This window comes from Paenirhizobium selenitireducens ATCC BAA-1503 (genome assembly GCF_900492185.1).
GTDB lineage: Bacteria > Pseudomonadota > Alphaproteobacteria > Rhizobiales > Rhizobiaceae > Allorhizobium > Allorhizobium selenitireducens_A.
This window is the reverse complement of the sequence record NZ_UEYP01000005.1, coordinates 329,115-349,629: the sequence shown is the minus strand read 5'-3', so window position 1 is coordinate 349,629 and position 20,515 is coordinate 329,115. Positions and strand designations below refer to the sequence as shown.

17 protein-coding genes are annotated in these 20,515 nt (G+C 64.0%); 4 read left to right on the top strand and 13 right to left on the bottom strand.

All coding sequences use genetic code 11. The annotated features are described in order from the left end of the window. Positions 1 to 91: 91 nt before the first annotated feature. The 5 genes from RHIZ70P_RS11875 to RHIZ70P_RS11855 are packed head-to-tail and all read right to left on the bottom strand — an operon-like array spanning position 92 to position 6,985. The gene (locus RHIZ70P_RS11875; RefSeq protein WP_115670510.1) at positions 92 to 1,801 is read right to left on the bottom strand and encodes a dihydroxy-acid dehydratase; all 1,710 of its coding nucleotides are present in this window, start codon (positions 1,799 to 1,801) and stop codon (positions 92 to 94) included. Further along, complete coding sequence (locus RHIZ70P_RS11870; protein WP_115670509.1) at positions 1,794 to 3,251, bottom strand: NAD-dependent succinate-semialdehyde dehydrogenase; 1,458 nt, start codon at positions 3,249 to 3,251, stop codon at positions 1,794 to 1,796. Before RHIZ70P_RS11870 ends, RHIZ70P_RS11875 begins: the two co-directional genes overlap by 8 nt. Before the next feature lie 10 nt (positions 3,252 to 3,261). Then, a complete protein-coding gene (locus RHIZ70P_RS11865; protein ID WP_115670508.1) occupies positions 3,262 to 5,154 on the bottom strand; it encodes a thiamine pyrophosphate-binding protein in 1,893 nt (630 codons plus the stop codon). Between the two features lie 2 nt (positions 5,155 to 5,156). Beyond that, complete coding sequence (locus RHIZ70P_RS11860) at positions 5,157 to 6,245, bottom strand: Gfo/Idh/MocA family protein (RefSeq protein WP_115670507.1); 1,089 nt, start codon at positions 6,243 to 6,245, stop codon at positions 5,157 to 5,159. Then, entirely contained in the window at positions 6,242 to 6,985 is a 744-nt protein-coding gene (locus RHIZ70P_RS11855) for an IclR family transcriptional regulator (RefSeq protein ID WP_115670506.1), read from the bottom strand. Before RHIZ70P_RS11855 ends, RHIZ70P_RS11860 begins: the two co-directional genes overlap by 4 nt. 218 nt (positions 6,986 to 7,203) lie before the next feature. Here RHIZ70P_RS11855 and RHIZ70P_RS11850 point away from each other — a divergent pair, with 218 nt between their 5' ends. Genes RHIZ70P_RS11850 through RHIZ70P_RS11835 form a run of 4 tightly spaced genes read left to right on the top strand, consistent with a single transcriptional unit; the run spans position 7,204 to position 11,365 of the window. Then, complete coding sequence (locus RHIZ70P_RS11850; RefSeq protein WP_115670505.1) at positions 7,204 to 8,475, top strand: ABC transporter substrate-binding protein; 1,272 nt, start codon at positions 7,204 to 7,206, stop codon at positions 8,473 to 8,475. Positions 8,476 to 8,532: 57 nt separating this feature from the next. Then, positions 8,533 to 9,414: a carbohydrate ABC transporter permease gene (locus RHIZ70P_RS11845; RefSeq protein ID WP_115670504.1), complete on the top strand. Its 882-nt coding sequence runs from the start codon at positions 8,533 to 8,535 to the stop codon at positions 9,412 to 9,414. Further along, a complete protein-coding gene (locus RHIZ70P_RS11840) occupies positions 9,407 to 10,255 on the top strand; it encodes a carbohydrate ABC transporter permease (RefSeq protein ID WP_115670503.1) in 849 nt (282 codons plus the stop codon). The genes RHIZ70P_RS11845 and RHIZ70P_RS11840 overlap by 8 nt, the downstream gene beginning before the upstream one ends. A gap of 3 nt (positions 10,256 to 10,258) precedes the next feature. Next, on the top strand, positions 10,259 to 11,365 hold the full coding sequence (locus RHIZ70P_RS11835; RefSeq protein WP_115670502.1) for an ABC transporter ATP-binding protein: 1,107 nt from the start codon (positions 10,259 to 10,261) through the stop codon (positions 11,363 to 11,365). A gap of 30 nt (positions 11,366 to 11,395) precedes the next feature. On the opposite strand, the gene RHIZ70P_RS11830 is transcribed toward RHIZ70P_RS11835, so the two are convergent. The 8 genes from RHIZ70P_RS11830 to RHIZ70P_RS11795 form a co-directional block, all read right to left on the bottom strand. Then, positions 11,396 to 12,922, bottom strand: coding sequence for a UxaA family hydrolase (locus RHIZ70P_RS11830; RefSeq protein WP_115670501.1), 1,527 nt, complete (start codon positions 12,920 to 12,922; stop codon positions 11,396 to 11,398). 1 nt (position 12,923) lies between these two features. Beyond that, a complete protein-coding gene (locus RHIZ70P_RS11825; RefSeq protein ID WP_115670500.1) occupies positions 12,924 to 13,934 on the bottom strand; it encodes a zinc-binding alcohol dehydrogenase family protein in 1,011 nt (336 codons plus the stop codon). Further along, a complete protein-coding gene (locus tag RHIZ70P_RS11820; RefSeq protein ID WP_115670499.1) occupies positions 13,931 to 15,358 on the bottom strand; it encodes a mannitol dehydrogenase family protein in 1,428 nt (475 codons plus the stop codon). Before RHIZ70P_RS11820 ends, RHIZ70P_RS11825 begins: the two co-directional genes overlap by 4 nt. A gap of 70 nt (positions 15,359 to 15,428) precedes the next feature. Then, the gene (locus RHIZ70P_RS11815; RefSeq protein WP_115670498.1) at positions 15,429 to 16,478 is read right to left on the bottom strand and encodes an L-idonate 5-dehydrogenase; all 1,050 of its coding nucleotides are present in this window, start codon (positions 16,476 to 16,478) and stop codon (positions 15,429 to 15,431) included. Between the two features lie 70 nt (positions 16,479 to 16,548). Beyond that, complete coding sequence (locus RHIZ70P_RS11810; protein WP_115670497.1) at positions 16,549 to 17,955, bottom strand: TRAP transporter large permease; 1,407 nt, start codon at positions 17,953 to 17,955, stop codon at positions 16,549 to 16,551. A 3-nt stretch (positions 17,956 to 17,958) separates the two neighbouring features. Continuing rightward, positions 17,959 to 18,534 (bottom strand): TRAP transporter small permease, encoded by a 576-nt coding sequence (locus RHIZ70P_RS11805; RefSeq protein WP_115670496.1) that lies wholly within the window; start codon positions 18,532 to 18,534, stop codon positions 17,959 to 17,961. A 70-nt stretch (positions 18,535 to 18,604) separates the two neighbouring features. Continuing rightward, positions 18,605 to 19,579: a sialic acid TRAP transporter substrate-binding protein SiaP gene (locus RHIZ70P_RS11800; RefSeq protein WP_115670495.1), complete on the bottom strand. Its 975-nt coding sequence runs from the start codon at positions 19,577 to 19,579 to the stop codon at positions 18,605 to 18,607. A gap of 62 nt (positions 19,580 to 19,641) precedes the next feature. Continuing rightward, a complete protein-coding gene (locus tag RHIZ70P_RS11795; RefSeq protein ID WP_115670494.1) occupies positions 19,642 to 20,355 on the bottom strand; it encodes a FadR/GntR family transcriptional regulator in 714 nt (237 codons plus the stop codon). Positions 20,356 to 20,515 lie beyond the last annotated feature (160 nt).

Below are 20,515 nucleotides of genomic sequence, written 5' to 3'. Positions count from 1 at the left end.
CGTCGTGGGAGGCCGCCCTTCAGCAAATCTGCCTCAAAGCCCAAGAAGCATTGCGGTATCCTTGAGCCATAGTGCACAGGGGCGTTTGTACTTATGCGCTGACGCGGAGAAAATCGAAGTCACAGCCCTTTGTGGCCGGCAGAACGTGCCGGCGATAAAGGAGGGCATAGCCGCGTGCGGGCTCCGTGGTGTTCGGACTAAACTCCTTTCGACGGCGCGCGAGTTCTTCTTCGTGGACCAGCAGATCGATCCGCTTTTCGCTGGCCGAAAGGCGGATACGGTCGCCGTTCCTGACCAGAGCCAAGGGCCCACCGAGGTCGGTTTCGGGTGTCACATGCAGGACGATCGTGCCGAAAGCCGTGCCCGACATGCGCGCATCGGAAATCCGCACCATGTCCTTCACGCCCTTTGCCGCCAGCTTCTTCGGGATCGGCAGGTAGCCTGCCTCCGGCATGCCCGACGCGCTGCGAGGCCCGGCATTCTGCAGGACCAGGATGTCGTCAGCCGCGACGTCGAGAGTAGGGTCATCGATCCGCGCGGCGAGATCCTCCAGAGAGGAGAACACGACGGCGCGACCTTCGTGTTCGAGCAAGGCAGGGGTCGCCGCCGCCCGTTTCAGGATCGCCCCTTCCGGAGCGAGTGTGCCGGTGAGCGCAATCAGTCCTCCGAGCGGATCCACCGGATTGTCGGCGGTGCGGATCACGGCGCGATCGATCGGGTCGCTCAGCGGCCTTGCCAGCCGCTCGCCGAGGGTCTGGCCGGTGACGTCGCGGCATTCGAGATTGAGCTTGTCCTCAATGCCTCTGAGCACACCCTCAAGCCCACCGGCGGCATGGAAATCCTCCATGTAGCCGTTGCCGACCGGTTTGAGGTCGACTAGCACCGGCGTCTCGTCCGAAAGCCGGTTGAAGTCGGCAAGGTCGATGTCGATCCCGGCCCGGCCGGCAATGGCCGCCAGATGCACGATCGCATTGGTCGAGCCCGACACGGCGAGCAGCACCCGCAGCGCATTCTCGATCGACGCCCGGGTGATAAGCGATTCCGGGCGGGGGCCGCCGGTCATGGCCATCTGGGCGGCGAGCGTGCCGGTCTCCTCCGACGCGCGCAGACGGTCGGCATGCACGGCCGGAATTGCGGCGGTGTGCGGCAACATCATGCCGAGGGTCTCGGCCAGCAGCGCCATGGTGCTCGCTGTCCCCATCACGGCGCAGGTGCCGGACGTGACGGCGAGACGGCCCTCAACCTGGTCGATCTCCTGCTTGTCGACATCGCCGGCGCGGTATTTGCTCCAGAAGCGGCGGCAATCGGTGCAGGCGCCCAGTCGTTCGCCCTTGTGGCGGCCGGTCATCATCGGGCCGGCGACGACCAGGGCCGCGGGTTTGCCTGCGGAATAGGCGCCCATCAGCAGTGCCGGCACCGTCTTGTCGCAACCGCCCATCAGCACGACGGAATCCATCGGCTGGGCCCGGATCATTTCCTCGACGCTCATCGCCATGAGGTTGCGATAGACGAGCGAAGTCGGCGAGAGGAAGACTTCGCCGAGCGAGATCACCGGGAAGGTGACGGGCAGCGCGCCGGCGGCCAGCACGCCGCGCTTCACCGCCTCGATCATTTCGGGAAAGTGGCGATGACAGTTGTTGAAGCCACTCTCTGTGGTGCAGATGCCAACGATCGGCTTGTCGAGCGAGGCCCCTGTATACCCCATCGAACTGGCGAAGGAACGCCGCAGGTAGCGGGCGAAATCCCGGTCGCCGTAGTTGGTCAATCCATTGTCGAGTCCGGCAGGCTTCTTGTCAGTCATGGAGTGCTCCCTTCACCAGCCGGTGGCGTATGTATTTCGGGTTCAGATAGTCGAGTATGCCAAGGCTTCCTCCTTCGCGGCCAAAGCCACTCTGGCGCGTACCGCCGAAGGGCGCCTCGGCGGTTGCGAGCAGTGTTTCGTTGATGCCGACCATGCCGGCCTCCAGAGCCTCCGCCGTCTGCGCGGCCAGGGCCGAGTCGCGGGTGAAAACATAGGCCGCCAGGCCGAAGTCGGTGGAATTCGCCCGCGCAATCACCTCGTCCAGGCTGTCGAAAGCCGCGATCGGCGCAATCGGTGCGAAGGGCTCTTCCCGCATGATACGGGCATCTTCGGGCACGTTGCTAAGGACTGTCGGTTCCAGGAAATGCCCGCGATCGAGATGCGCCGGACGCTTTCCGCCGGCGAGCAGCCTCGCGCCACGCTCAAGCGCGTCCGCAATCAGCGCCTCGGCACCGGCGAGCGATCGGGCGCGGATCATCGGACCGGTCGTGACGCCGGGCTTCAGCCCGTCACCGATCGTCAGGCCGCGCGCGTATTTGGCGAAGGCTTCTTCGAAGGGGGCGAGGATCGAGCGGTGGACATAGAAGCGCGACGGCGAAATGCAGACCTGACCGCAATTGCGGAACTTGGTGGCTGCCAGCTTTTCCGCCGCCGCGACTGGATCGAAATCGGCATGGACGATGACCGGCGCATGGCCGCCGAGCTCCATTGTCACCTTCTTGATGCCGTCGGCCGCTGCCTTGAGGATTTCCCGACCGACGGGCACTGAGCCGGTCAGCGACACCTTGCGGATGACGGGCGATGCGATCAACCGCGAGACCATCGGCACGGCGGGGCCGGTCAGGATCGACAGGCACCCTTTGGGCAGGCCGGCGTCGATCAGCGCCTCGCCGATCGCCATACAACTGCCCGGCGCCTCGGAGGCCGGCCGGACAATGACGGTACAGCCGGCGGCAAGCGCTGCGGCGATCTTGCGGGCCGGCAGGAGCATGGGAAAATTCCAGGCGGTGAGCGCTAGGCAGGGACCGACCGGCTGGTAGATCACCGAAAGGCGCTCGTCCGGGTGGCGGCCGGGGATCGTCTGGCCGTAGATGCGTTTGGCTTCCTCACCCTGCCATTCGAACTGGTCGGCGCTGGCGCGAATCTCGGCCTCCGCTTCGGCGAGCGGCTTGCCTGTCTCACTGCTCATGATGTGCGCCAACTTTGCCACACGCTCGCGCATCAGATCGGCCGCACGCCTGAGGGTCGCTGCGCGATCCCAGGCCGCCACGGCGGCCCAGGGGGCAAAGCTGCCCTCGGCGGCGGCAAGGGCCGCCCGCTCGTCTTCCTCTGTCGCAGCCGGTACATGGCCTACGGTGTTTTCCGTCGCCGGACTTTTCACCTCGATCAGGCCTCCGTCGGAGGCTTGCCGCCATTCGCCGCCGATCAGCAGTCCGTATTGTTCGTACATGGTTTCAGCCTCAAATCAGGGTGCAGGCATATTGCCGTTGAACGTCGTCGCACCAGTTGCCGACGTTCCATTGTCCATAAGCGCCCAGTCCACCGCTGGGGTCTTCGCCGAAATAGACGGGGACGTGAACGAGGCTCAGGCCGGGATGGCGGCGGGCCTCTTCCAGTGCCGTCAGCAGCGAAATTCCGTCGGTGCCGCCCCAGATCGCCCTGACGCCCCGAACGGCGCCCGCCATCTGCACGTAGTCCACGGCGACCCCGTCGCTGGTGCGGAAATCACGCCCGTACTGGGAAAGCTGGAGATGGCTGATGGCGGCCATGCGCCGGTTGTCGAGAAGCAGGATTGTCCCGTGCGCGCCATGCTCGACGCCGTCGATCAGAACCTGCGGGTTCATCATGAACGAGCCGTCGCCGGTGAAGGCGATGCCGTAGCGACCCTTGTCGGCGAGGGCGGAGGAGAGCAGCGCCGAGACCGCAAAGCCCATGTAGGATGCGCCCGTCTCGGTGAAGGTATCACCGGTCGCGGTGTCGTCGACGATCTGGAAGCCGTTCGCCTGAACGTCGCCCGCATCGAAGAATTTCAGCGCGTTATGGCGCTGGCAGAAATCACTGGCGATCTTGATCGCCTGAGGCTGGGTCAGCACTTCGCACTGCCAGACGGGATCGGTCAGACGCGGAGCGGAGAACCGTCCGGCGAGAAAGGCTTCCCATTCGGCCTTCTTCTTGCGGGCAGCCTGGATCCAGGAGGCCTTGTGGCTGACCACGGGATAGCTGCCCAGCGCGTCGGCCAGTCGCGTCGCCACGATTGCCGCGTCTCCCGTGAGTGCGATCGTCTGGTTGTAGTGTTGGACGTCGATAGGGTCGGCATTGATATTGATGACCTCGCGGACATTCGGCCAGCCGATGCCGGAGCAGTCCGCCTGGCAGACGGCGCGACTGCCGATCACCACCAGAACCTCGGCCTCCTCCATCGCCCAGTTGCCGCTGATCGAGCCCTTGGAGCCGCCGACATGCATGTTTTGCGGATGGTCCGCCGGCATCACGCCGTTGGCGCCGGGGCTGAGCACGACCGCGGCCCCGGATGCCTCCGCCAGGCGGCGGATCTCGGCGGATGCGCCGCGTGCGCCGCCGCCAAGCTTGAGAGCCACCTTGCTGGCCGAGGCAATCACGGCGGCGGCCCGCTCGATCGCGGTGTCGTCGGCGGGTGCGAGCTTCGGGAAGACCGGTCGCTGGGGCAGTGCGTCCAGGCGCAAGGTCACGGGTGCCGCTTGCGTGTTCAACGGCATGTTCATGAAAAAGGGTCCGGGGCGCCACGGGTGGAATACGCAAGCCGCTCCCTTGCGCAGTCCATCCCGCAGCGCGCCCGGACTATGCAGCGTGTAGGAGCTCCCCATCAGGGAGGTGATTTGCGAGAAGATCCCCTGTGCCGGCTTCGGCACCTGCTGCATGTTGTAGCCCTCTCCATGGGTCGTCTCGTCGCCATAGAGATGATAGAGGCCGACGCCGTTGGATGAGGCGGCGAGCGATGCCGCCATTGCCTGGAACGCGCCGGGGCCGATCGAGGTCACCACGGCGCAGGGCTCGCCATAGACCCAGGAGAGCGCGGTGCCGGCATGCGCCATTTCGACTTCGTTGCGGAATTGCCAGCAGCGCACCAGCCCTTCCGCCTCATAGGCCTCGAGCACATCCGCGACCGCCGTGCTGCCGTGCCCGAAGATCGCGAGGTATTTTGTGACACCCTGACGCATCAGGCCGAGCACCAGCGCTTCGACCAGCGGCAATGCGACGGTCTGCTCGAGGCGGCCTGCGTCGATGGCGGCTTCGAGCCCGCCGGCTTCGCGGATCCAGCGTGCGCGTTCAGTGGCGGTGGCCGTCTGCAGATCGGCGAAAGAGGAGGTCGCCATGGTCACCGGGAGCCTCCTTCCGCGCGCAGGTCCACGGTGCGGCCGAGCCGCGCCGATTCCTCCGCCGCAAGGGCAAAGCGCAGGATCTGACGGGCCTGGCGGGCGGTGAGAACCGGCGGGCCGCCATTCTGCAGTGCCTCCAGATAATGGCGCGTCGAAAGGACGAAGCTCTGCTCCCAGCCGGTCGGAATGTCCCGGTATTCAGTCATGGCCCCATCCCGATAAAGCGCCAGCGGCGGCGTCTCGGCCAACCTCCCATGGCCACCGTTGATCCAGATGATGCCCTTCGTGCCGGTGATCTCGACACGGTCGTCCTGGGCGTAGTGCCGGGTGGCGAGTTCCATGTCCGGCGAATAGACGATCTCAAGATTGCCGATGCGGTTGCCCGGGAATCGGAAGGAAATCTGCGACTGGGCATCGAAACGGATGCCGCCCGGACCCTCGGTGTCGCCGATGAAGGCGTGCACTTCGTCGGGCTCGCCCATGAAATGCCAGGCGAGGGCAAACTTGTGGTGGCCATCATCGAAGACCAGCGGGCCGCCGCCGGCTTCCGTCGCCTTTTGGCGCCAGGCATTGGCCGCGGGCGGAACGTCCCAGGCGGTCGCGCTGCGCGCCGGATTGGACTTGATGCGGATGGACAGCGGCGTGCCGATCGCACCTTCGTCGATCAGCGCCTTGGCCTTCAGGACCGGCGGATAGAAAATGAAGTTCTCGAAGACCTTGAAGGGGCGGTCATAGGCTTCCGCCGCGGCGACCAGTTGGTCTGCCTCCTCCAGCGAGACGCACATCGGCTTTTGCAGGGAAACGATCTTGCCGGCATTGATGGCCTTGAGGGCTGCGGGAAGGTGGAGATGATGCGGCAAAAGGATTTCGACGAGGTCGACATCGGCGCGGGACAGAAGAGCATCCAGATCGGTTTCGATCGCGACATCCGTGAGGCCCCAGTCCTTTGCCTTGCTCGCAGCAAGGTCCGGATCGCGATCGCAAAGGGCGACGATCCGGCTCGACGGATTTTGCAGATATTCGATCGCATGGAGGTCGGAAATGCGACCCGTGCCGATAATCGCTACTCTAATCGGTCCCTTTGTCATTCAATGGGGTCCTTCTCTGGCTGTACAACGGAAACGGAAGTGATGATGCGGCCAAGCTCTGCCAGCCGGGCATCGTCCACCCGAACGCTCGGCCCGGAAACGCCGATGGCGGCGATCATCCGCCCACCGGCGTCGTAGACCGGGCGTGCGACACAGCGGATGCCCTGGGCGAATTCCTCGTCGTCGACGGCATAGCCGCGCGCCCGCGTGCGGCCAATCTCTTCGTCGAGCGATTTGCGGGTGGTCAGAGTCTTTGGCGTATACGAGGTCAGTTGCCCTTCCGCCTCCGCCCCGCCGAAGGCCAGGAAAGCCTTGCCGAGTGCCGTGCAATGCAGGGGAGACAGGGCGCCGATCGGGTGGTCCACCTTGAGTGGCAGGGGCGAGTCGACCTTGTCGATGTACCAGACGCGGTCGCGCACCAGCACCGCCATGTGCGCGCATTCGCCGGTCTGCGCCACCAGCGTTTCGAGCGCGGGGCGCCAGGCTTCCTTGGCTGCGATGATTTCGGCCAGCGAGTGCTCGCTCCGCGCGGGCTGCGCTATCTTATCGGTCGGCTGGTAGCGGCGAGCGGCGTCCTGAAGGGCGTAGCCGCAAGCGACCAGCGTCTTCATCAGGTGCGACGCATTCGACTTGTCGACGCCAAGTGCCTCGGCGATATCGGTCAGCCGGGCGGGCTCGCTCCGGGAGGCGATATAGTCGAGGGCTTCGAGGCCACGGGACAGGGATTGCAGCAGGCGCATTGTTGAACTCCATTCAGGCTATTTGCGATAGTTTGTATATGCTAAACATAATGTACAACATATGGCAACAAAATAGCGCCATTGACCTGATATACTCGAACTTCACCGCATTCGTTCCGAAATGCAATACTTTTTGTTGACATCGGCGATATTCTTGCGAGAAGTTGATAGTGCGATAATGCAAAGTTAAACATACGCAAACTTCATGGGAGGAACTGATGTTTTCGATTTCACGGCGCGCGCTTATGGCCGCAGCGCTCATGACGTCTTCCGCGTGCCTCGTGCCGCAAGCCTTCGCCCAGTCCGGCGAGGTGACGATCAGCCACTATTTCACTGGCGAACTCGGTCTGAAGGCCTTCAACGATCAGATCGCGGCCTTCGAGAAGGCAAGCGGGATCAAGATGAAGGAAAGCCCGGTCGGGCACGAGGATTTCAAGACCGATATCCTGGTGCGGGCCGCCGGCCGTAGTTTGCCGGACGTGTTCAGCTATTGGGCGGGCGCGCGCGTACAGTTCATCGTCGATTCGAAGAGTCTGCGTCCGATCGACGACATGTGGGCTGCCGAGAAGCTCGATTCGGTCGTTTCCAAGCCGATCGCCGAAAGCGCCACCCTTTATGACGGCAAGCGCTTCCTGGTTCCCTTCAACTACCACTACGCGGGCGTCTTCTTTAACAAGAAGGTTCTGGCCGATGCTGGCATCACGGCGATGCCGGCGACCTGGGACGATTTCATCGCCATGTGCAAGACGCTGAAGGCAAAGGGCGTGGCGCCGATCGCGCTCGGCTCGAAGAACCGCTGGCCGGCCCAGTTCTGGTTCGACTATCTGCTGCTGCGCACTGCCGGCCCGGACTATCGCGCGCGCCTGATGTCGGGCGAGGCATCTTATGACGACCCGGAAGTCGCGACGGCCATGGGCCTCTGGAAGAGCCTCCTGGATGAGGGACTGTTCGTCGAGAACGCCAATGCGGACGACTGGACAGACGCTGCTGACAAGGTGGCGCGCGGCGATGCTGCGATGACGCTGATGGGCACCTGGATCACCGGCTACTGGAATGGTATCGGCCTGGTGCCGGGCACGGATTACGACTTCTTCCCGTTCCCGACCGTCAAGGAGGGCGTGGTCAATGCCGCCGTCGGCCCGGTCGACGGGCTGGTGATCTCGGCCAATGCCGCAAATCCGGAAGGAGCGGAAAAGTTCCTGGCCTTCATGATGTCGAACCCGGAAGTCCAGGCGAAGTGGGCCGAGGCTCAAGGCGCGCTTTCGGCCAACGTGAATCTCGATCCGAAGACCTACAACAGCGTCATGCAGCACGCGGCCCAGACCGTGTCCGAAGCGCCCGTCTTCGCCTTCAACTATGACCTCGCCACGCCGCCGCCGGTCGCCGAGGTCGGTCTGTCGATGTTCACGCGTTTCATTGACGACCCGTCCAAGATGGATGAAATCCTGAAAAACATGGCCGCCGACGCGAAGGTCGCGTTCAAGCAGTAACCGAAGGCAGGCCGCGGCCTGTAAGGGCCGCGGCCGCATCGGAAAGGATCAAAGGGCATGGAGCGGCATAACCGTTTCTGGCGTGTCGCGCTTCTGGCGCTGCCGCTCGGCGTGTTCGGCATTTTTGTGATCTGGCCGCTGCTCAGTTCGTTCTACTACAGTTTCACCAACTGGAACGGCTTCAACAGCGACTATGATTTCGTCGGTTTCTCGAATTTTGCCAAGATATTCACCGACTCGCTTTTTCTCAATGCGGCGATCAACACGACCATCTGGATGGTGGCGGCGATCCTCGTGCCGACGGTGCTCGGCCTCCTGCTCGCCCTGTTGCTGGACAGCAGGGTGCCGGGGACCCGCATCTTCAAGACGATCTTCTACCTGCCGATCTGTCTCTCCGCCGTCATCGTCGGCCAGATCTGGATCTGGATCTACCAGCCGGACTGGGGTCTGCTCAACACGCTCATTTCGTCGGCCTCTGGGGAGAAGATGCGCTATGCGTGGCTTGCCAAGCCCGATACCGCGCTCCTGTCCGTCATCGTTGCCTGGTCGTGGCAGCAAACCGGCCTGTCGATGGTCATCTATCTGGCCGGGCTCACGGCCATATCGGAGGACCTGCTCGAGGTGTGTGAGATCGAGGGTGCCAGCGCATGGCAGCGCACACTCTTCGTCGTGCTGCCGCTTCTGACGCCCTCGACCGTGGTCGTCGTCGCGCTGTCGGTGATCAACTCGCTGAAAGGCTTCGATATTCTCTACATCATGACCGGCGGCGGGCCGTTCAACAGCTCCGACACGCTCGCCATGCACATGTACAACGAGTCTTTCCGGAAATACCTGATGGGATATGGCAGCGCGATTTCCGTCGTGCTGTTCCTGATCGCGGTCACGATCATCGGCCTGTACTTCCGGCAGCTCAAGAAGGTGGACAAGATCTATGGCTAGTCCGGTCGCCGAAAGGCGGTTCAATCCCTGGCCTGTGGCGATCTTCGTCATCCTGGTCGTTCTCGCGCTGATGTTCCTGCTGCCGACGGTCGGCGTGCTGCTGTCCTCGGTGAAGACCACGCGCGAAATCGCCCTCGGTCAGCTCTGGTCGATGCCGCAGGCGCTGTTCATGGGCAACTTCGTCGAGGTGCTCGGCAATCCGGCGGTCCACCGCTATTTCCTCAACACGCTGATCGTCACGGTTCCGGGCACGATTGCCTCGACCGCGCTGGGTGTGCTGGCCGGCTATGTCTTCGCCAAGTTGCCGTTCAGGGGATCGAACGCCCTGTTCCTGGCGGTGATCGCGGGCATGTTCTTCCCGCCGCAGGTGATCCTGGTGCCGCTGTTCCGACTGTTCAACGGCCTCGGCCTGATCGACACGCTCTGGCCGGTGTTCATCGTCCACACGGCGCTCGGTATCCCCATCTGCACACTGCTGATGCGCAATTTCTTCGCGACGGTGCCGACCGCCCTCAGGGAAGCGGCAATCCTTGAAGGCGCCAATGAATGGCAGGTGCTGACAAAGGTCGTCCTGCCGCTCAGCCTGCCGGCGCTCGCGGTGCTTGCGACACTGCAGTTCACCTGGATCTGGAACGATTTCCTCTGGCCGCTGATCTTCACCCAGTCGGACGAAATGCGGACCGTGATGCTCGGCATCGTCAATCTCAAGGGGCAGTATTCTGTGGCCTGGGGCGTACAGGGCGCGCTTTCTCTGGTGGCCAGCCTGCCGACCTTGATCGTCTTTCTGTTCTTCCAGCGCTTCTTCATCAAGGGCATGACTATGGGCGCGGTTAAAGGGTAAAACATGACACAGCTTTCGCTTCGCGACGTGCGCAAGGCCTTCGGCAGCCTCGAGGTCATCAAGGGCATTAATCTCGATGTCGAGAACGGCGAATTCGTCGTCTTCGTCGGCCCGTCCGGCTGCGGCAAGTCGACCATGCTGAGGATGATCGCCGGGCTGGAGGACCTGACGAGCGGCCAGATCGACATCGCCGGCCACGACGTCACCCGCACGCCACCGTCCAGGCGGGAGATCGCCATGGTATTCCAGTCCTACGCGCTGTTCCCGCACATGACGGTGGCCGAGAACATCGGCTTCGGGCTGAAACTGAACAAGCGTCCCAAGGAGGAGATTTCAAGGCGCGTCGGGGATGTGGCGGGTGTTCTGCAGATAGAGGCCTTGCTCGAGCGCACGCCGCGTGAACTTTCCGGCGGACAGCGCCAGCGGGTGGCGATCGGGCGGGCGATCATCCGCGAACCGAAGGTGTTCCTTTTCGACGAGCCCTTGTCCAATCTCGATGCGGCGCTGAGGGTGCAGATGCGCCTTGAGATTGCGCGCCTGCACAAGCGGCTTGGCGCGACCATGATCTATGTCACCCACGACCAGACGGAGGCGATGACGCTGGCCGACCGGATCGTGGTGTTCAATCATGGTCGGATCGAGCAGGTCGGTGCTCCCATGGAGCTCTATGAGCGGCCGGCCAACATGTTTGTCGCCGGCTTCATCGGCGCGCCCGCGATGAATTTTCTGCCCGCCAGGCTCGATCATGCGGGCGCGCGCAGCGTCATCCGGTTGGGCGACGCATCAATCCCGCTTGGAGCGCTGCCACAAGGTGCGGGGGGCGATGTCACCTTGGGCATTCGGCCCGAGCATCTCTCGCTTGTCGCTGACGGGGAGGGGCTCGTGCCGGCCCGCGTCGAGATCGTCGAGCATCTGGGTGCCGAGACCTATGCCTATGTCGAGATCGCTGACCCGAAGGCAACGCTGACGGTCTCATTGCCGGCATCTGCTGGTGTGAAGCCCGGCGACCGCGTTTCGCTGCACTTCGATCTTTCGCACCTGCATGTGTTCGACCGCGACGGCGTGGCGATCCAAAAGGCCACTACCAGTTCCTCTGCGCCGGCAAGATAACGGCTGCCCCGTGCCGGTGAACTGGCGGGATTACATCACCGCGCCGATCTGCCAGGGGACGAATTCGTTGCGGCCGTAGCCGAGTTCTTCCGACTTGGTGGGTTTTCCGGAGGCGACGGTGAGTATGGTTTCGAAGATCTCGCGGCCCTTTTCCTCAAGCGACACGCCATCGATGATGTCGCCGCAATTGATGTCCATGTCGTCCGGCATGCGGGCGAAGAGCTGGCTGTTGGTGGCGAGCTTGATCGAAGGGACGGGCTTGCAGCCATAGGCCGAACCGCGGCCGGTGGTGAAACAGAGCACGTTGGCGCCGCCGGCGACCTGGCCCGTGGCGGCCACCGGATCATAGCCGGGCGTATCCATGTAGACGAAACCCTTGCGGTCGATGCGCTCGGCATAGCGATAGACGCCACGCAGCGTCGAGTTGCCGCCCTTGGCGACGGCACCCAGCGACTTTTCCAGGATCGTCGTCAGGCCGCCCGCCTTGTTGCCGGGGGACGGGTTGTTGTTCATCTCGCCGCCGTTGCGCTTCGTGTAGTCTTCCCACCAGTGGATGAGGTCGACGATTTTCCGTCCCACCTCGACGCTTTCGGCGCGGCGGGTCAGCAGGTGTTCGGCGCCATAAATCTCCGGGGTCTCGGAGAGGATCGTGGTGCCGCCCTGGCGCACCAGCATATCGGCGGCGACGCCGAGAGCGGGATTGGCGGTCAGCCCCGAATAGCCGTCGGAGCCGCCGCATTGCAGGGCGAGAACAAGCTCGGCGGCCGAGATCGGTTCGCGCACCGAGCGGGCGGCAAACGGCAGCATGTCGCGGATGCGGGCGACGCCGGCCTCGACCGCCTTGCGGGTGCCGCCGATCTCCTGGATCGTCAGCGACTGGAAGTGGTCGCCCTCGGCAATGCCATAGGTGTCCTTCATCCGCGGGATCTGGAAGACCTCGCAGCCCAGGCCGATCAGCAGCACGGCGGCAAAATTCGGATGGCTCGCATAACCCCATTGCGTGCGCGCCAGGATATCGAAGGCCTCGCCCTTCCCAGCCATGCCGCATCCCTGGCCATGCGGCAGGGGAACGACACCGTCGATGCCGGGATAGTCGGCCAGAATGCCCGAGCGGTTGATCTCGTCGGCGACATAATCGACGACGGTGGCCGAGCAGTTCACCGAGGACAGGATGCCGATATAGTTGCGCGTGCCAGCGCGGCCGTCGGCCCTGCGGAAGCCCTTGAAGAAGGCGGGCACCTCGCCCGGAAGCAGGCCCTCGACCGGTCTTGCGTCAGCGGCGAAGGCATAGTCGCGTTCGAAGTCGTCGCCGATCGTGACGTTCTTCTCATGCACCCATTCGCCCGGCTGGATATCGCCGGAAGCAAAGCCGATCACCTGGCCGAACTTGCGAATCGGCTCGCCCCGGGCGATCGGGCGGCTGGCGACCTTGTGGCCGCGCGGGATGCGGGCAAGGGCGAGGATGTCGCCTTCGACGGGGCTGCCGGCCGGCAGGTCGGCGATGGCGACGACGACGTTGTCCTGCGCATTGAGCCGTAAAGTCTTTTTCGCCGTCATGTCACACCTCCAGAATAGCCTTGATCACGCCGGTTTCCGGCCGCGACCATTGAGAAAAGAGTTCCACCGCGTCTTCCAGCCTGCCCCGGTGGGTATTGAGGGCCCGGGTCGGCACCCGGCCGGCCTCGATCTGGCGCACGACCTCGGCGAAGTCGTCGGGCTGGGCATTGCGGCTGGCCAGAAGTGTCACTTCCCGCTTGTGAAATTCGGGATCGGCGAAGGTGATGTCCTGGCGGACGACGGAAAGCAGCACATAGCGTGCGCCGTGATTGAGGAAATGGAAGCCGCGCTGCATTGGCACGGCGTTGCCGGTGGCGTCGATCACCACGTCGTAGAATTCCCCGCCGGTGCGCCGGTCTGCTTCGCTCTCCGCCCCCTCGTCGGCCATCAGGATTTCGTCCGCACCAAGACGCTCGACGGCGAAGGCCAGGCGGTCCTCTCGGGTGTCCATCACGGTCACATGCGCGCCGCGTGCCTTGGCGAAGATGATGGCCGACATGCCGATCGGGCCGGAGCCGGTGACGAGCACGCGGTCCTGCGCGCCAAGATTGCCCCGTTTCACCCCATGGGCGCCGATCGCCAGGAATTCGATCATGGCGGCGTCTTCCAGCGGAATGCCGCCGGTCGGCACGACATTCTGTTCGGGCACAGAGACATAGTCCGCCATGCCGCCGTCGCAGTGGACGCCGAGCACGCGGATGTTGCAGCAGGCATTGGTCAGCCCCTTGCGGCAGGCCTGGCAGGCGCCACAGGAAAGATAGGGAACGACGTAGACCGGTTCGCCCGCCTTCAGGCGGCTGCCGGCGGGCGCCTCCTCGACCGTGCCGGAGAGTTCGTGACCCATCACCCGCGGATATTCGAGGAAAGGATGCTTGCCGGCGAATATATGGAAATCCGTTCCGCAAATGCCGACATGGCGGATGCGCACCAGAACCTCGCCGTCCTTGCGGACGGGTTCGGGACGCGAAACGAGCGAGAGACGGCCGGGTTCGTCGCAGACGAGCGCTTTCATGGGTTGTTCCTGCTTGACGTGGATGCGAGAGCTTCAAGTTCGTCATTGACCCGGTCGCGCCAGCCTCGGGCGGCGACGAGTTCGGGCGGAAAGAGCCCGGGTATGGCGAGGAAGGCGGCGGAAGGATCGGACGGGTCGAGCGAGCTTGCGGCTGCCAGGATTTCTTCGCGTCGCGGATCGTCGCAATCCATGCGCTTGCGCACCACGGCGATCCAGAGCGCCACGACATGGGCGAATTCGGCCGCCGCGTCGCCGGCGGCCAGGGCTTCCACCGCCGCGGCAAAGATACGCTGCGGCAGTTTCTGGCTGCAATCCATGGCGATCTGGATGTTGCGATGGGCAATTGCCGGATTGGCGAAGCGTTCGAGCAGCTGGCGCTGGTATTCATCGAGATCGATGCCGGCGACCGGATCGAGCGTCGGTACCACCGCCTTCATGTGTCGCCGCACCTGGTCGACGAGTTCGGGCACGGCCATGACGTCACGAACATATTCCAGGCCGTGAAGCAGGCCGAGATGGGCGATCAGCGTGTGGGAGCCGTTGAGCAGCCTGAGCTTCATCTTTTCATAGGGCTCGACATCGCTGGCGAAGATGGCGCCGCCGGCCTCCCAGGCGGGGCGACCGCAGACGAAGTCGTCCTCGATCACCCATTGCAGGAAAGGCTCGGTTTCGAGCGCCAGGCTGTCCCTGGCGCCGATGAGCGTTTCGGCAAGGGAGCGGGTGGCCTCGGTCGCGGCGGGAACGATACGGTCCACCATGCTGCAGGGAAAGGAGCCCTTGTCGGCGATCCAGCGGGCAAGGTCCGGGTCGCGACGGCCGGCCATATCCAGCACCAGGCGGCGGACAATCCTGCCGTTCGACGGAAGATTGTCGCAGCAGAGCACGGTGAAGGGCGACACGCCCGCGGCGCGGCGGAGCGCCAGTCCCTCGACCAAGAAACCGAGCACGCCGGTCGGGGCGTGCGGATGGGCGAGGTCGGCGGCAATGGCGGGATGCGCAAGGTCCAGCCCGCCGGTCGCCGGATGCAGGCCATAGGCCTTTTCCGAGACGGTGAGCGTCACCACGCGGATCTCGGGATTGGCGAGATAGGCGAGCACCTTCTCGCTGTCGCGGGCCGCGCAGACCCAGTCCACCGTCGCGCCGATCACCTCGGCGGCGTCGCCGTCCGATCCCCGCACCACGACGGAGTAAAGGCCATCCTGAGCCTCGAGGGCCTCGACCGGCTCGGGCGAGCGCAGGTTGACGGCAACAATGCCCCAGGGTCCGAAAGAGGCGGCAAGCGCGCGCTGGGTGTAGACGGCCTGGTGGGCGCGATGAAAGGCGCCGAGACCGATGTGAACAATGCCGGGGCGAAGGGCCGCCCGGTCGTAGGTGGGCCGGGCGACGGAAGCGGGCAGGGTGGTCGAGCGAGAGAGACGTTCCATGGTCAGGCCAATCCAGTGTGAGAGTGAAGCGGGGTGCATTCGATGCGGCGCAGTGTCCTGCCCTCCTGGTTCATTCAACGCCAGCGAAAGTGAGCTGCACCTTGCAGGCGACGGAGCGGTCGCCGGCCTGGTCGAAGGCCTCGACCGCTTCTTCGAGCGGAAATGCATGGGAAATGATCGGCCTGACGTCGATCGTCCGGCTTGAGATCAGCGTGACGGCCTCGGCGAATTCGCGATCGAAGCGCTGCGAACCGCGCCAGACGATTTCCTTGCCGACCAGCGCATTGAGTGGAATGGTGATGTCGCCGGTGACGCCGACCTGGACGATAGTGCCGCGCGGTTTCACCGCGGCGAAGGCCAAGCGCAAGGCGGGGCCGGCCGCCGAGCAGTCGAACACCACGTCGAACCGGCCCTTGTGGACTTGCCAGGGCGAGAGGCCATCGGGATTTGTTGCCACGTTGATCGTCGTGGTCGCGCCCATCGCGGGGGCCCGCGACAGGGCGGCGTCGCTGAGATCGGTGGCGACGATTTCGGCGGCGCCGGCATGGCGTACGGCGGCCATCGTCAGGAGGCCGATCGGGCCGGCGCCGCAGACCAGAACGCGCGCGCCTTCAAGTGCACCGGCCTGGGCGGCGGCATGCAGGCACACCGCCAGCGGTTCGGCGCAGGCCGCTTCCGCCGCCGTGATGCCGTCGGCGACGGGATGGCACTGGATCGCCGGAACGATGATCCGGTCGCGGAACAGGCCCTGTTCGTGCGGCAGGCGCATGGCGCTGCCCATGAAACGCATCGACAGGCAGTGGATCGGCTGGCCGATTCCGCAATAGTGGCACTGGCCGCAGGGTTGCGACGGATTGACGGCGACCAGCATTCCGCTTTGAAGGCCATCGACATCGGGGCCGACGGTCTCGACGCGACCCGCGGCCTCATGACCGGCGATGATCGGCTCGCGCACGCGCACCGGCCCGAACCCGCCGTCCTGGTAGTAGTGGAGATCCGATCCGCAGATGCCGCCGGCGGCCATGCGCAGCAGGACCTCCCTGGACTTGAGCTCGGGAAGGTCCTCGGTCTCGATCCGCAAATCGCGTTGTCCGTGAAGTCGCGCCACCCGCGTCAGCATGTCCGAAACTTTCTTTCTGTCCTTTAAACGAGCGGTCTTGCCCGCGCGCCGGGGCGCGCGGGCTTATTTGTCAGCGGATCAGGCCAAGCTGCGTCGGCAGCCAGAGCGTGAGGGCCGGAATGAAGGTGATCAACAGCAGCGCTACGAACAGCGGTATCATCCAGGGCAGGATGGCCATGGTCGTGCGTTCCACCGACAATTTCGAGATTCGTGACAACACGAACAGTACCATGCCGACCGGGGGCGTCAGAAGACCGATCATGAGGTTCAAGGTGATGATCAGGCCGAGATGCACCGGGTCGATACCGTAGCGGGCCGCGACCGGCATGAGGATCGGCACCAGGATCGAAATGGCGGCGATCGTGTCGAGGAAGGCGCCGATGATCAGCAACAGGATGTTGACCAGGATCAGGAAGGTCCACCAGTTGTCTGTCAGCGAGAACATGAAGTCCGAGAACAGCTGGGCCGCCTGACTAACGGTCAAAAGCCAGGCGAAGATCGAGGCTGCCGTGACGATGAACAGCACCGAAGCCGTCGTCTCGATCGTGTCGAACGAGGCCTTGGCCAGCGCCCTGAAGGTCATGGTGCGGTAGCGTACCAGGCCGAGGAACAGCGACCAGATCACCGCGGCGACAGCCGCTTCCGTGGGCGTGAACCAGCCCATGGTCATTCCGCCGATCAGAAGAACCGGGGTCATCAGCGCCATGACGGCGTGGAAATCGAAATACCAGTCGAGCGCGACGAGCAGGACCAGCCCGATCAACACCGCGACATTGACGGACAGTCCAGCCATGATCAGCAGATAGATCGCCGCGGGGAAGCACAAAACGATGGCCACCTCGAGCGATGCGCCCATCAGCCGGCGAAGCTCGAACGGCGTATCCGAGCCCCAGCCATTGCGCCGGGCGAAGATGTAGACGGTCAGCATCAGCAGGACGGTCATGACGATGCCGGGCAGGATGCCGGCCATGAACAGCGCGCCGATCGAGGCATTGGCCATCATGCCGTAGATGACGAAGGGCAGCGAGGGCGGGAAGATGGGCCCGAGCGTCGCCGAGGCGGCGGTGACGCCGACGGCTGCCTCGACCGGATAGCCGTGATCCTTCATCGCCTTGATTTCGATCGTGCCGATGCCGGCGGCATCGGCGAGCGCGGTGCCGGACATGCCGGAGAAGACCACCGAGCCGATGATGTTCACCTGTGCCAGACCGCCCTTCATCCAGCCGACCAGCGACAGGGCGAAATGGTAGATGCGGCCGGTGACGCCGGCGATGTTCATCAGGTTGCCGGCCAGGATGAAGAAGGGCACGGCGATCAGCGGAAAGCTCTCGACGCCGGCGATCATGCGCTGCGCGGCGATGATGTCGGGTGCGACGCCGTAGACCAGGAGATAGGACAGCGACGCGACGGCCATGGCAACCGCGACCGGCGTGCCGATGAGCATGAGAAGCAGGAAGGCACCGATGAGAAGCAACACTGTTCAAACTCCTGCCGGAATGTCGGCTTCTTCAGCCTGTTCACGCACCGTCTTCGCGCTGGTCATGTCCTTGACGAGATTCTGCACGGCGCGCAGGAACATCAGGGCGAAGGCGGCCAGCACCGTATAGAAGACGAAGCCGCGCGGCAGGTCGACCGTGACCATGCGTTCGCTGCCCACCACTGCCACATAGCGCCACATCAGCCAGGTGGCGTAGGCGAAGAAGCCGATGACGACGAGATCCACTGCACCTTGCAGAAGGCGTGCGGCGCGCTTCGACATCAGGCGGTAAAGCAGGTCGACCTGGATATGGCGGCACATGCGCACGCACATGACGGAACCGAGAAAGACGATGACGACGAGACAGTTGGCGGCGATCTCTTCTGTCCAGGCCAGGCTGTTGTTCAGCGCATAGCGGGTGAAGAACTGCAGGAAGACGCAAGCCGCCATGCCCCAGAAGATGGCCAGCGTCAGCCAGTCCTCGATCGCGTAGGGCGACAGGTCGGCCGGGCCGGTGTCCTCCTCGAAGGCGTGCGCCATCTCGTCCACGCTGATCGGCGCGTGTTTTTGGTCGGTCATGGGAAAGCTCCAGCGAGCGGAATTTGCGAAGGTGAAACCCGGCGCCGATGAGGCGCCGGGAGTGGCGCGATCACTGGACCGCGCGGATGGCTTCCCAGTCGGCCTTGTCGTAGCCGAATTCCTCAAAGGTGACCTTTTCGAGAACGGTCTTCTCGAAGTCGGCCTTGTCGACCGTGACGACGTTGATGCCCTTTTGCTTGAAGGTGTCGACCAGCTTGTTCTCGCGCTCCTCGATGATCTTGGTGGCGCGCGCGGCGGCTTCCTGCATCACCTCGGTGAAGATCGCCTTGTCCGCATCGGAGAGATTGCCCCACAGCGTCTTGGAGACGACGGTGTTCAGGTGGTCGACGATGTGGCCGGTGAGGACGATGTTCTTCTGCACCTCGTAGAACTTCTTGGCCTCGATGGTCGTCAGCGGATTCTCCTGGGCCTCAACGGTGCCGTTCTGAAGCGCCAGATAGACTTCGGCAAAGGCGATGGGCGTGGTGTTGGCGCCGCAGGCGCGGGGCATGGCGAGATAGGCCGGGACATCCGGAACGCGGATCTTCAGGCCGGCCATGTCGGCGCATTTCTCGATCGGCTTGTTGGAGGTGGTGTGGCGGGTGCCGTAATAGGTGACGGCGGTGATGTGGTTGCCGGTGGCATCCTCATAGCCCTTGGACAGGCGCTTGAAGATGTCGCTTTTCGTGTAGGCCAGAAGATGGCTCGGGTCCCGGAAGATATAGGGGAAATAGGTGACGCCGATCGGCTTGAAGTCGCGCGCCGCGAAGCTCGAGCCGGAAATGATGATGTCGACGGTGCCGAGCTTCAGGCCCTGGTTGATGTCGGCTTCCTTGCCGAGCTGCGAGGCCGGATAGACTTCGACCTTGTAGCGACCCTCGGTGCGCTTGGCGATCTCCTCGGCAGCCCATACCGATTCGGTATGGAATGGCTCCGAGGTCTCATAGACATGGGCCCATTTCAGCACCGTTTCGGCCTGAGCCGCCAGAGCCGACACCAGGACAAGCGCGGTTGCGCCAAGGACGGTCTTCAATCTGAATGTCATTCTTTCCTCCCGAAATTGATTTCAGACTTCTCTCTCCTGCTCCTCCGCTGAATGCGGCAGGATCAGTCTTCCCTCGCCGGCTCCTCCCCGAAGCTTTCTGAGAATCTCTTTTGCGCCAAGGTCAGGTGCCGGCGCATGGCCTCGCGTGCCGCGGACGGATCGCCGGCCGCGATGGCGTCGCGGATCGCCTTGTGCTCCTCGACCGCCCTCTGCCAGGTGTGGGGGCCTTCGAAATAGCTCGCCAGCTTCTGGAAATAGGGCGAGGTGCGTTTGTCGATCAAAAGGCTAATGAAGTGGCGAAGCGCGGAATTGCCGATCATGTCGGCGATGGTGGAATGGAAGGCGAGGTCGGCGGCGATGGCGCGCTCGGGTTGCTCCACCGCCTGTTCCATGCGCGCGAGCATCTCGTCGAGCCGGGCGATGCCTTGCGGCGTGGCGTGGCGGGCCGCCTCTTCGGCGATGGCGCTTTCGACGATGCAGCGGGCCTGGAGGATTTCGAACGGGCCGTCGACCTCATCGGCCGGCAGGATTGCCGGCGTGCTTGCCGGCTTCTGGGCGATGTAGACGCCGGAGCCCATGCGGATCTGGATATAGCCTTCGACCTCCAAAACGATCAGGGCCTCGCGCACGGTCGGGCGGGACACGCCGAACCGCTCGGCCAGGTCGCGCTCGGCCGGAAGCCGCTCGCCGACGACCAGTTCGCCGGCTTCGATGAGCGCGCGTATCCGATCCGCGACCTGCCGATAAAGGCGGCGCGGCTCCAGGGCCACAAACATTCAAAACCTCCTCGGCGCACGTCCTCCCGTGCGCGCTTTGGTAAAGTGGTCTTACCAATTTTTCCATTAGAGCGCATAAATTTCCGGAGTCAACCGCATTTGTTGACGAAGGACAATTATGCCCGACGCTGCGCATTTCCGCGATCGGCCAGCCGATCCG

Bases quoted from the DNA above. Each gene is read 5' to 3' on its own strand.
- RHIZ70P_RS11875 (WP_115670510.1), bottom strand. From the start codon at position 1,801: ATGACTGACAAGAAGCCTGCCGGACTCGACAATGGATTGACCAACTAC.
- RHIZ70P_RS11870 (WP_115670509.1), bottom strand. From the start codon at position 3,251: ATGTACGAACAATACGGACTGCTGATCGGCGGCGAATGGCGGCAAGCC.
- RHIZ70P_RS11865 (WP_115670508.1), bottom strand. From the start codon at position 5,154: ATGGCGACCTCCTCTTTCGCCGATCTGCAGACGGCCACCGCCACTGAA.
- RHIZ70P_RS11860 (WP_115670507.1), bottom strand. From the start codon at position 6,245: ATGACAAAGGGACCGATTAGAGTAGCGATTATCGGCACGGGTCGCATT.
- RHIZ70P_RS11855 (WP_115670506.1), bottom strand. From the start codon at position 6,985: ATGCGCCTGCTGCAATCCCTGTCCCGTGGCCTCGAAGCCCTCGACTAT.
- RHIZ70P_RS11850 (WP_115670505.1), top strand. From the start codon at position 7,204: ATGTTTTCGATTTCACGGCGCGCGCTTATGGCCGCAGCGCTCATGACG.
- RHIZ70P_RS11845 (WP_115670504.1), top strand. From the start codon at position 8,533: ATGGAGCGGCATAACCGTTTCTGGCGTGTCGCGCTTCTGGCGCTGCCG.
- RHIZ70P_RS11840 (WP_115670503.1), top strand. From the start codon at position 9,407: ATGGCTAGTCCGGTCGCCGAAAGGCGGTTCAATCCCTGGCCTGTGGCG.
- RHIZ70P_RS11835 (WP_115670502.1), top strand. From the start codon at position 10,259: ATGACACAGCTTTCGCTTCGCGACGTGCGCAAGGCCTTCGGCAGCCTC.
- RHIZ70P_RS11830 (WP_115670501.1), bottom strand. From the start codon at position 12,922: ATGACGGCGAAAAAGACTTTACGGCTCAATGCGCAGGACAACGTCGTC.
- RHIZ70P_RS11825 (WP_115670500.1), bottom strand. From the start codon at position 13,934: ATGAAAGCGCTCGTCTGCGACGAACCCGGCCGTCTCTCGCTCGTTTCG.
- RHIZ70P_RS11820 (WP_115670499.1), bottom strand. From the start codon at position 15,358: ATGGAACGTCTCTCTCGCTCGACCACCCTGCCCGCTTCCGTCGCCCGG.
- RHIZ70P_RS11815 (WP_115670498.1), bottom strand. From the start codon at position 16,478: ATGCTGACGCGGGTGGCGCGACTTCACGGACAACGCGATTTGCGGATC.
- RHIZ70P_RS11805 (WP_115670496.1), bottom strand. From the start codon at position 18,534: ATGACCGACCAAAAACACGCGCCGATCAGCGTGGACGAGATGGCGCAC.
- RHIZ70P_RS11800 (WP_115670495.1), bottom strand. From the start codon at position 19,579: ATGACATTCAGATTGAAGACCGTCCTTGGCGCAACCGCGCTTGTCCTG.
- RHIZ70P_RS11795 (WP_115670494.1), bottom strand. From the start codon at position 20,355: ATGTTTGTGGCCCTGGAGCCGCGCCGCCTTTATCGGCAGGTCGCGGAT.